Raw genomic sequence first — 11,613 nt, 5'->3', positions numbered from 1 at the left:
AAAACGTCGGCATCAGGATAAGCATATTGCAGGGATCAAACGACGGGACGGCCTCTTATGTGGAAACGCATGCAGCGGTTACCAATGCCAATGGGCTCGTAAGCCTGGCCATCGGGACAGGGACAATCGTTTCCGGCACATTTGCCGCTATCAACTGGGGCAGTGGGCCGTATTTTATCAAAACAGAAACCGATCCGATCGGAGGCACAGCCTATACCATTACCGGGACCACAGAATTACTGAGCGTACCTTATGCTCTTTATGCAAAGGCATCGGGTAACCCTCCTGCAGCCAGCGGCATTGCTGAATATGCATATATTTATAATTTAAACGCTCAGGTTGTCGCGTTAGAAGCAGATGTTGCTTTTAGTGACAATGGTGTTATAAAGGGAGGGATTACACATGCCCCTGGCACAACAAATATCACATTGACCACCGCCGGAGACTATTCGATTTGGTTTCATGTGTCAGGCGTCGAACCTAACCAGTTTACCTTATTTCAAAACGGGGCTCCAGTTGCGGGTGCCACGTACGGTTCAGGTGCTGGTACGCAACAAAACACAGGTATGACAATAATTACCGCTTCTGCCGGTGATGTATTAACTGTAAGAAATCATACAGGTGCGGCGGCTGTCACGCTTCAAACGTTGGCAGGGGGAACGCAAATCAATGCAAACGCATCAATTAAAATCCTCTACCTCGGTAATTAACAGGCTTGAATACAGGAACAGGACAGGATTCAAAATTGCATTGCTAAAAATCAATGTATAAAAAAGTCCAAAATACACACGCTTGACCAGTTTTTTGGATTTCTCGCTAACGAGAACCACCGGGATAAGAGCTGAATAAGCGTCCCGGCAAACTGGTTGAGAACACAGCCGCTGATTGAAATAATTAAACGTTTCCAGCTATTCCTATTAAAAACAAATGTCCGCTTATCTCTATACGAAAAGCCGGAATCTCCTTGCCAAGCGATGCTGACACGCAAAACTGCCTGTTCAATACATTAATCTACATTGAAAAATATAGAAAATTTACTCCCTTTACCTGGCTCACTTTCGACCTGGATTTCCCCCCCCGCTGCGTCCACAATCTTTTTGGCAAGATAAAGTCCAATCCCCTGCCCTTCTACATCGACTTTAATCCGCCCGTATTTATCGAAAATCTTGCTTGACTTAGAACTGTCAAAGCCCACTCCATTGTCCTCGACAGACAAAACAGTTGCCAGGCCCAGCTTCTCGCTTTTGATCAGGATGACCGGTGATTTGTCACTTCTGAATTTAATCGCATTGGAAACCAGGTTAAAAAGGATGCTTCGCAGGTTTTTGCGTGAAAAAAGAATGCGCTCCACATGCAACTCCCTGATGATATATGCGGAGGATGACTTGATTTTGTCATCCAAGCTCCATACAACATTGTCCAGTATTTCTTCGAGATCGACCTGCTCTGTTGCAATTGCATTGTTCTCTATCTTCGCAATGGCAGCAATATCGCTGATCAATACCCGGAATTTTTTGACGGATGCGTCGATAATGCTTAAAAACTGGTTTAGTTCCGGATCCGCAACCTGAATTTGATTCATCAAAGCAATGCTGCCCTCTATGGCCCCAAGAGGTGAAAGAAGATCATGTGAAGCGGTGTGCACAAAATTATCCAGGTCCTCGTTGATGCGCGTAAGGCTTTTGTTTTTTCTAGCCAGCTCGTCTTGCACAGTTTTCAGCTCTGTGATATCATCGAAAGTAATGATCGCGCCGTCGGTCTTGTTGGTCAGCTTCCGGAGGTAAGGCATGGTCATTACCTGGTACCACCTGCCGTCATTTGCCTGAATCTCCTTTTTAACTATTGCCCCGCCTCCTACCACGCTTTGAATATCAGCAATGATAGTCTCGAGTTTAAAATTGGTGGATATATTGGCAATAGGTCTGCCGATATCGCTCTCCAGCAGATTGATTAATGTAACCATACCTGGAGAAAATTTCATCAACCGGAACTGGCTGTCGACAAATAGCTGACCATTGATATTGCTCCTGAAATAATTATTCAGATCATCATTAAGCTCAGCCAGCTCCCTGTTTTTCAATTGATAATCCGAATTGATGGTATGTAATTCTTCATTCACCGACTGCATTTCTTCATTGGTGCTCTGCATCTCTTCATTAGCAGAAAGCAGCTCTTCATTGAAAGACTGCATATTCTCATTAAGGGAAAATAACTTTTCATCCGACTCGGCCAGCCTTTCCTTTAATTCCCGGTTTTCCAGCTGGAGCGCAACAACGTACTTGTCTAAGTAAATCTTTTCATCAAATATCGGAGCCCCTTTAACGAACTGGCTATCCTCCTTGTATTCAAAGAAACTGACAACCAGTAATCCGTTTTTGCGTCCTTTGAAAACCATCGGACTGACAGACAAATTAACCTTCTGCACCTCTCCGCCCTGCATGATCGTAACACCATTTACTCCGGCGTTACGCTGGGTTTGGAACACCTCCTGGCAAACTGTGGTCAATGCTACTGCAAGGGGGGCCGAAAGAAGCTCTGTCAAATCTGATGTAAACACCTTCTGGATCAAGAATTTTGATGTATCACCATAGGATTTAATCACCTTATAATTCTGGTCTATGCACACGACCAGACACCCCCATTCATCGAACAAGGTTTCATTGACTGCATCTGACAGTGTACGGTCCGTATTCTTTAGTACTTCGTGCTGTGAAAAATTGGAAAAGGCTGTTTTCTTGTATAAGGATTCCGGAATTGTGAAAGCGTCGAAGCTGACTGCATGGTTTGAATCCAGGTTTCTATAGATTTTCCATTTTTTACTGACTACCTCCAAGCTTTGCAGAATGGGCAGGGGGTTTTCGCTTGACCCCAGGAAAAGGTAACCGCCTTGTTTAAGGCCGAAGAGCAGCATTAAGTATACTTTCTTTTGCAGCACCGGGGCCATATATATCAAAAGGTTACGGCAGCTCACAAAATGCATGTTGCAGTATGGTGGGTTTTTCACCAGGTCATGCTGGGCGAAAATCACCATTTTCCGTATCTCCGCTTTGACTTTATAATTATCGCCTTCCTGGGTAAAATATTTGTCCAGGCGTTCATTTGAGACGTTTACCATCAAGTCAGAACCATAGACCCCCTTTCCGGCAACGACCAATGCGGCACCATCAATATCAGTGGCAAATATTTTGACTTCATGATCATGGATTTTCTCGCCCAGGAGCTCGGTGACCAGGATGGCCATCGAGTAAGCTTCTTCTCCCGTCGCGCACCCGGTAACCCACATTCTGATTTCCTGCTCTGGTGTCAAGTCCTCCAGGATCTGTGGCATCACTTTTTTTTCGATGAATTCAAACGCTTCCTTATCACGAAAGAAGGCAGTTACGCTGATCAGGAAATCTTTGGCGAGCGCTTCTACCTCCTGCGGGTTTGCCTTTAGGAAAACAAGGTAATTTTCAAGCTGGTTAAAGTTTCCGTATGCTGCCCTTCTTTTGATCCTTCTTAGTATAGTCGTCTTTTTATAATCGGAGAAATCAAGTGGAAGTTGCTGGCCGATGAGATCTATAATTACAGCCATGTTATGATCGTCGTTGATATGGGCAGCGAGCAGGTCTATCTCTCTTTTAACGTAGTCCTCAATCGCAGAGGGCATCGCCTGCGGTTCCAGAATAAAATCGGCCATCCCGGTTGCAACCACATTAGAGGGCATACTGCTAAATTCTGAGGTTTGCGGGTCGCGGGCAATCACCATACCCCCAGCCCTTTTGATCGCTTTGATCCCATCGGTTCCATCGGATCCTAAGCCCGATAGTACGACGGCAATGGCTTTGGGGCCGGAGTCCGCTGCAAGGGAAGTGAAAAATGTGTTGATGGTCATATGCGGCCCTCTTACATCTTCTTTGCCGGTTAAATGAAGTCTGCCGCTTTGGATGGTCATAAACTTGTCATTGGGAATCAAGTAAACTTGATTGTTCATGAGCGACATTCCCTCTTCGGCTTCCTGCACCGTCAGTTTGCTGTGGCTGGACAGCAGCTCGACCATTCTGCTTTTAAAATCAGGAGACAAGTGCTGGACGATCACATAGGAAACGCCATCTAACGGAGTGTGTTCAAAAAAAGTACTAAGCTCTTCCAATCCACCGGCAGAAGCACCTATGGCAATGACGTGATGTGGTTCTGTGTTTTGTATAGGCATTTAGTGAAGGATTTAAAACTACAAAATGAATGGTTTGCTATCACGTTACAAAATATACGTATGGTACTGATCGCAAGGCCCTATTCTATGATCAGGCGAACTTTCACCTCCATGTTCACAAGAAAATGAAATCTTCCGGATGAGTTGAATGGCTATGATCTAATTAACATTGTTGCTGAATCCAGCCGGACGAAGTAAAAAGGTGGGTTCCAACTGAGAATATAACGAAGATGTTGGATAACGATAAAACGTGCTGATAAAAACGACTGAACCGGTATCTAAAATCATCTTGTAAAATACGTTAAATAAAGATGATTTTACTTTTTATAAAAAATGATCGGCCTTAGACGGTTCACAAAAGAGATAGCCGATCAGTAGCCTCTTTGATACAATGTATGCAAAGCTACCAGCGAAGTATTCCTTGCACCAGTCCGCTGATTTTATCGAAAACAGAATCATCCGACGATTAAATAGCGTTGATCATCAATTCTTACAACCTGTGAAAACGGGTTGATTCTTCGCACCACTTATCTGGTATGGCCGCGACCACTTTTCGTTATTCTCCAAATTAAAAAGATTTCGGCGCTTACTTGACTAATGGGGTATGGCGTTCCGCAAGATGTTTCTTATAAAGCTACTTCTAAGAAAGTTAATCTCCAACAAATATAATAATTTGCAAATCAACTATTTATAATGAATAGATGATGTTTTATAACTGACGTAGACCTAATTGTATTTACATGTAGACATCCTATTCGTTTCCCTGTTTGTCAAGCGACAGGTTTCAATTCCCGTCGCCGACGAGCGCTGCATGAATTCCGTTTGCTGCAACAATATCCCCGACGATCCGTCCGTCAGGAAGTTCAACCTCGATCCTGTGCTTCAGGTTATCAGCAAAACTATTTATATAAAACCAGGCTGTTTTACTGTCTTTGGTTTGTGAAAGAACGAAACCACGCTGATCATGGAAGGCATCGACGATTTCATCCGCCAAATCCTGCGACGGCTGTAACCATTTCCCGCCATCGATCCTGAATTTGAGGTATTTTTTTTGTCCGCCGTGAACCTTACCAAAAGTATCATTGAAAAGTTTTATACCAAAATACGACAGATCCGGACTCCCGGTATAACCATTGTAATGTTTGCCCCCTGGTTTAAGATAATGCGGGAAGCCCTCCTGGGGCTTGCTCGCGCCGTTGGGGTACCAGAGACCCGAACTCCACTGAAGGTCAAAATCCCTCCCTGAGTTTTTACCGGAGCCTCCCCACTCGACGTAAAGATTCCCGTAGATCTGGCTCAGAAATGCATACGCTATGATTGTATTCGGATCCAGAGGGATCTTATCGCGGTTAAAGTACTTCCCGTCCTCATAATTATATTGATAAAAGTTATTGGGAAACCATTCATGCACGCCAAAGAGAAAAACACCAGCCTTGTAACCCATTTTTTTGATCAGCTCCATCCTGAACAAGCTCTGGTAAACCGCCTCATTCTGTATATCAGGGGCATTCAGGTACACGGCTTCCATAATAAGATTGGTACTTTGAAGTGTACCTCCCGGTGTAAAATTCTTGGTTGGAAGTTCGGAAAGCGGCAAACGCATCAAATTTTTGCTCGCCTGACGTCCTGACGACAATGAAACCGAACCGGGCCAGAACTGGAAATAGTTATGGCATATCAAGTAAGGTATATTACGCTTCCCAAAACGTTCCTCATAACGTTCCCGGAGCCTGCGGTAAAAATGCCGCCACATATCTTTGTCCTGAGGCATTGTGGAATTCCCTTCCAGCGTCTCAGTAATCCAGATCGCATCAGAGATATCCGCCTCGTTCGCCTTTTTTATCGCTTCATTCTCATTCAGCGGGCCGTTGGGCCAGTATTTAAGATTATAACCGTCCTGCCACTTATCGGGCCCCTGCTCGGAAAGATGCATGAAGTGCTCGATCCTCGGAACATCGTTATATGTTTGTCCGGCATCTTTCAACCTGGCGACTTCACCCGGATTTTTCCAGGGAAGCTGAAAATGCGAAAAATGGGTAACGCCTTTCCGGCGGAGCAAGTCGATACTCCATTCTCCAAGTGATGCAACCCAGAAATTCCCGGTCGGCAACTTCATATCAGGAGCAAAATCTGCCCACTGGGTTCCCTGATAGCGTGGATTATATTCTTGGGGGACAATCTGCGCGAAGCTGGTTCTCGGCCCTGCCTGAGCGTTTCCCAAAACGCTGGTATGAATTGCAGCTGAACTATTATAGCTGAACGGAACCCCGGCTGTTGTCGAATAATAATAATTATTTTCCCGGTCACTCCATTTGTTAACCGACTCAAGGCCAATTTTGGTTTTCATTTTCCAAATTCTGAGGGGGCCGTTGCTTTGAAACCTGTAGTTGGTCAAAGGAACATTTTGTGTAAAAAGATGTGCGTTGACCATGTACCGGAACTCATATCCTTTTTCCAAAAAAGGTTGCGCAAAATCATCGATCACCCAATCGCCCGGCCTGCCGGAAACCGAAATATCCATGTGATCAGGAAACCCCTGGGTAATTATTTTTCTCCCCGAACCTGCCGATCGTGCGCCTGGCGAGGATACAATGTTCTCAGAAATCGCAAATGTCTTTTTACTTTCCGCTGATGCGCAGCTTTTACCTTTGAAAGCCAAAACGTACTTGCCGACAGGTAAAGCATCGAAACTAATTCCCAGTTCATTCGCAGTCGGTTTAATGTCTCCTGAGCGAATAATTTTGCTGGCGCTGTCCATGATTTTCCAGCTAAGCTCGTACACATCTTCTCCAAAAAACACGGCTGTCAGGGCATTTGAAGAAATTCCCGAGATCGCCAGCAACTCTGACCCTCCTTTACAAGGCGGCATACCTGAACCCGAAAAATCTGCTTCCCCCGCCGGATGCAATCCCCCGCCCTTTCCGGACATCATTTTTTTGAAAATCTCTAAGGCCGGATAAGCTCCCCTGATGGACAACAGTATTCCAACGATGAAAAGAGAAAGGGTAAGTGAAACTAAAACGGGTTTTCTCATGAAAATCAGCACTTTGATTATCTATCTTCAGTGATACAAATATTTGCCTACAATAGGTAAGTACGCGAAACAGTCCGGTTTATTCTATACAAGACAGCCAAATAATGTTGCATTTTTTAGAGGAAATTAGCCCAAGTGATTATTTTTGTATGAACGGACTCAACATTTTTGTCCTGGGTTTCCGGTATCCTGACTCCCGACCAAACCCTTCCGCTTCATGAGAAAATATCTATTCTCCCTGGACTATCTGCGAGGATTCGCGGCTATTTCCGTGTGTCTTTTTCATTTCACAAACAAGCTCGACTACCTTCCTGACACCGACCCATTTAAAATAGCTTTTAGTCCGGGGCACTACGGCGTTGAGATTTTCTTTATCATTTCCGGCCTGGTAATCCCGTATTCGATGAAGAAAGGGAATTACAATATCACCAAGTTTTTTATTTTTCTGAAAAAGCGGTTTATCAGAATAGAACCGCCTTACCTGATCTGCGTTTTACTGGCACTCATTCTCAATTACATAACCACCCTTTCTCCATTTTACGTCGGTAAGCCTTTTGACGTCGATTTCCAGCAAGTGTTCTATCATGTAGGCTATCTCAATGCTTTTATGGGGAAAGACTGGCTCAACCAGGTTTTCTGGACGCTGGCTATTGAATTCCAGTATTACTTGCTTATCGCACTGATATTCCCGTTAATCAGTCATAAAAACAGGCTTATATGGATTCCGGCCTTAGTCGGTTTTAATGTGCTGTCTTTTTACATGGACCGGAACTTTGTTTTTAACTTTTCTATCTTTTTTACCTGCGGTATACTTTTATACCGTTACTTTTTCGATAAGCTGGATAAAACTGAGATTTTGGTGACCGGTCTGGCAGTAATACTATTTTTGACCTATCAATATTCCTACAAAGAAGTTATTGTGGTGGTACTTACCTCATTCGTAATACTACTACCTTTAAACCCAACCGGATTGAGCACATTTTTTGGAAATATCTCATATTCACTTTATCTGCTTCATTTCCCCGTCGGCCTCCGGATCATTAATCTCACACAGCGTTTTTCTGATACCCAGCCGCTGAGGCAGTTTATGATCTTATTTGCATTCCTGTTTACGATTGTTATTTCGTACTACTATTATAAAATCATTGAAAAGCCGTGTAAGGACATTTCGCAGAAAATAAAATATAGCGACGCGGCAAATCAGGACCGGGAGCTTCTAACCGCCTGATATGAGGGTAGGATGTACATCTTGTTTGGAAGGACTTCTCAAAAAGAAGTCTTTTTTTTAGGTCTCATTTCTCCTATATTTGAAGTTTCCTAAACCGTAAAGAAGGCATTTGAGTCCGTATTAACGTCTTTTTGCTTTCCACACTTCATTTATCGACTAAGTAAAAATAATGAAAGTCTCACCCTCTGATCCTTTTAAAATTGTATACTCAATTCTAAATCATGAATACCTAGGGTATATTTTTGAATCCTTTGTGGTTCAACTTAACAGTCAGGGCGATTTTTCATATCAGATTCAAAACATTTCTTCCAAAAACATAAAGGAATTCAGGTCAGCGCTGGATGTAAAGGATTTTGAACTTGTCGGCCTGATCGACGACATACAGCAGGATGCGGTCCTACGCAAATTCAATCCAAAAAAACTCAACGCAGTAGATTTTTTCCTGAAAGTATACGACCCGCAGAAAGGAGATAAAGTAATTCAGGAAACCATTGCAGGATATCTGGAAAACTGCAAAAGCCGTATTCTGGAAAGACTGGTAGGCAAGGACTTGTTTATCATGGGAAGCGATGGAAATCCGTTGTGGAAACCGGTAATATGGGAAACGGAAAAAGCGACGATACGGTTTCATTTTATTAGAAATGAAGACAATACACATTATTTCCCCACTATCAGGCATAAGTTCCAGAAGCTTGATTTTCAGTATAAAAATGCGTTTCTGATCTGTGAGGAGCCTGCCTGGTTGATGGTGGAGAGCCATTTATACCACTTTGAAGGAGTCGTCGACGGAAAAAAAATCAAACCTTTTTTAGCCAAAAAATTCATCGCAATCCCGGGCCAGGTAGAGGAACAGTATTACCAGCGCTTCGTGGCACCTCTCATCGCATCTTACGATGTCGTGGCCCGCGGTTTTGAGATCAGAAATGTGTCTTCCTCTCCCAAAACCTTGCTCACTATTTCTGAATTCAACACTAACAAAAAAACTCCGCTGCTCTTTGCCAGCCCGGACGCCAACGACGTAGAAACCGCAGAGGAAGAGGATAATGAAGTCACTTTTGACCTTTCATTTCAATATGCCAATTTCTCTTTTCACTACGATAGCACGGCACATCCGTCCAGCGTTCATCTGGAAAAAAAAGGAAATGATTATCTGTTTAATAAAGTAAAAAGGAACATCGACGTTGAACGCAATAATGTGACCCAGCTTAAAGACTGGGGACTGAACATGCGGAACGGCAAGATCCAAATGCCCAAATCACAGGCATTTGGATGGTTACAGAGCAATGCTAACATATTGGCTGAAAACGGTATTGCGGTGCGTCAAAATACAAATGATGCAAAGCGCTATTTTCTCGGCTACTCGTCGCTCGATATTTCCATACAAGAAGGGAGAGACTGGTTTGATATCAACGCAAAAGTAAAATTCGGAGAATTTGAAATCCCTTTTATTCAGCTTAGAAATTACATTCTGACGCGAAAAAAGGAATTTTTGCTTCCCAATGGAGAAATAGCGGTGATCCCTGAGTGGTGGTTTACCAAATATTCTGAGTTCTTTTCCTTCACTGAGCATGGTGACGAAGACGATCGTTTCCGTCTGCGGATGCATCATCTGGCACTGGTTAAAGAGCTCAACGAGGAAAATCTCGCTACCGCAGTGATCAGCCGTAAACTTGAAAACCTGCGGGATTTCAACCATATTGACCCTGTTGCGCCTCCAAAATATTTCGAAGGGACATTGCGCCCTTACCAAAAGGCAGGGTATGACTGGCTGCAATTCCTGAAACAATACCGGTTCGGAGGATGTCTGGCCGACGATATGGGCTTGGGGAAAACCGTGCAGACACTGGCATTGTTACAATCACAAAAAGAGGCTGATGTAAAAGAGCCGTCCCTGCTGATCATGCCTACTTCCCTGCTCTACAACTGGCAGCTGGAAGCGAAAAAATTTACGCCCGATCTTAAGGTTTTTCTCTATACCGGCACCAACCGTGAAAAAGACACTTCTCAATTCGACAATTACGATCTGATCCTGACTTCGTACGGTATTATCAGGCTGGATATTGACCTTATACATGCATATCGGTTCAACTATGTGATTTTGGACGAATCTCAGGCGATTAAAAACCCGGCTTCTATTATCACCAAAGCCGTGAAGAGGCTTAACGCAGCCAACAGACTTATTCTTACGGGTACCCCGGTTGAGAATAGCACTCTGGACTTATGGTCGCAAATGTCATTCGTCAACCCCGGACTTTTAGGCAGCCAGTCTTTTTTCCGTGATGAATTTCAGATACCAATTGAAAAACGGAATGATGAAGAAAAAACCAGAAGACTTTACAATCTTATAAAACCTTTCATCCTCCGCAGGCTTAAATCCCAGGTTGCAACTGATCTTCCTGAAAAAGTTGAAAGTATCCAGTACTGCGACATGTCCGAGGAACAGGAAAAAGCTTATGAAGAAGCCAAAGCATATTACCGCAACCTGATCCTGCAGAGTATCGATACCGACGGCATATCAAAATCTCAGCTGGTAGTTTTACAAGGCCTTACGAAATTACGACAGCTTGCAAATCATCCCCTGATGGTGAATCCCGACTATGAACATGGTTCGGGTAAATTTGAAGATGTGTTGTACAAAATGCAGACTGTGATCAGCGAAAATCATAAGATTTTGATTTTCAGCCAATACATCAAACATTTGGATCTTTTCCGGCAATATCTGGATGAAAGGAAAATCACCTATGCTTATCTCGACGGCAGTACCCGTGATCGGCAGGAGCAAGTTGAAACTTTTCAGCATGACGATAACATCAAAATATTCCTGATTTCCCTGAAAGCCGGAGGACTGGGTCTAAACCTTACTGCTGCTGACTATGTATTCATCCTCGATCCATGGTGGAACCCTGCTATCGAAGCGCAAGCCATTGACCGCGCTCACCGGATCGGCCAGGATCGGACAGTTTTCACTTATAAGTTCATTACAAAAAATACTGTGGAAGAAAAAATACTGGCTTTACAGCGGACCAAAAAACAGCTTGCTGACGATCTGATCTCCAACGAAGAAGGGTTCATAAAATCGCTTACCAGGGATGATGTGCTGAATCTTCTTGCATAGGAATTAAGCAATAAGTCCCGCCGACGATCTGCCAGCGGGACTTA

General features: G+C 43.7%; 5 protein-coding genes. 3 read left to right on the top strand and 2 right to left on the bottom strand.

The annotated features are described in order from the left end of the window. On the top strand, nt 1-710 hold a 710-nt coding region (locus FBF61_RS21780), incomplete at its 5' end, for a BclA C-terminal domain-containing protein (protein WP_374756627.1). Between the two features lie 296 nt (nt 711-1,006). Here the strand turns inward: FBF61_RS21780 and FBF61_RS21775 are convergent. Together FBF61_RS21775 and FBF61_RS21770 are read right to left on the bottom strand one after the other, a co-directional pair. Then, nucleotides 1,007-4,192, bottom strand: a complete 3,186-nt coding sequence (locus FBF61_RS21775) for a chemotaxis protein CheB (protein ID WP_229215165.1) — start codon at nt 4,190-4,192, stop codon at nt 1,007-1,009. Between the two features lie 784 nt (nt 4,193-4,976). Then, nucleotides 4,977-7,226 (bottom strand): hypothetical protein, encoded by a 2,250-nt coding sequence (locus FBF61_RS21770; RefSeq protein ID WP_138481292.1) that lies wholly within the window; start codon nt 7,224-7,226, stop codon nt 4,977-4,979. A 217-nt stretch (nt 7,227-7,443) separates the two neighbouring features. Between FBF61_RS21770 and FBF61_RS21765 the strand changes: the two genes are divergently transcribed. Next, complete coding sequence (locus FBF61_RS21765; protein WP_138481288.1) at nt 7,444-8,454, top strand: acyltransferase family protein; 1,011 nt, start codon at nt 7,444-7,446, stop codon at nt 8,452-8,454. Nucleotides 8,455-8,623: 169 nt separating this feature from the next. Continuing rightward, nucleotides 8,624-11,569 carry a DEAD/DEAH box helicase gene (locus FBF61_RS21760; RefSeq protein WP_138481286.1) on the top strand — a complete coding sequence of 982 codons (2,946 nt, stop codon included), beginning with the start codon at nt 8,624-8,626 and terminating at the stop codon, nt 11,567-11,569. Nucleotides 11,570-11,613 lie beyond the last annotated feature (44 nt).

Origin of the sequence: Dyadobacter bucti (genome assembly GCF_005869225.1) — a bacterium.
In the GTDB taxonomy this organism is placed as follows: Bacteria; Bacteroidota; Bacteroidia; order Cytophagales; family Spirosomataceae; genus Dyadobacter; species Dyadobacter bucti.
Note: the sequence above shows the minus strand (reverse complement) of the source record. Positions and strands in the feature narration are given on the sequence as shown.

Coding starts and splice junctions, on each gene's coding strand:
- FBF61_RS21760 (WP_138481286.1), top strand. CDS start 8,624: ATGAAAGTCTCACCCTCTGATCCTTTTAAAATTGTATACTCAATTCTA.
- FBF61_RS21770 (WP_138481292.1), bottom strand. CDS start 7,226: ATGAGAAAACCCGTTTTAGTTTCACTTACCCTTTCTCTTTTCATCGTT.
- FBF61_RS21775 (WP_229215165.1), bottom strand. CDS start 4,192: ATGCCTATACAAAACACAGAACCACATCACGTCATTGCCATAGGTGCT.
- FBF61_RS21765 (WP_138481288.1), top strand. CDS start 7,444: ATGAGAAAATATCTATTCTCCCTGGACTATCTGCGAGGATTCGCGGCT.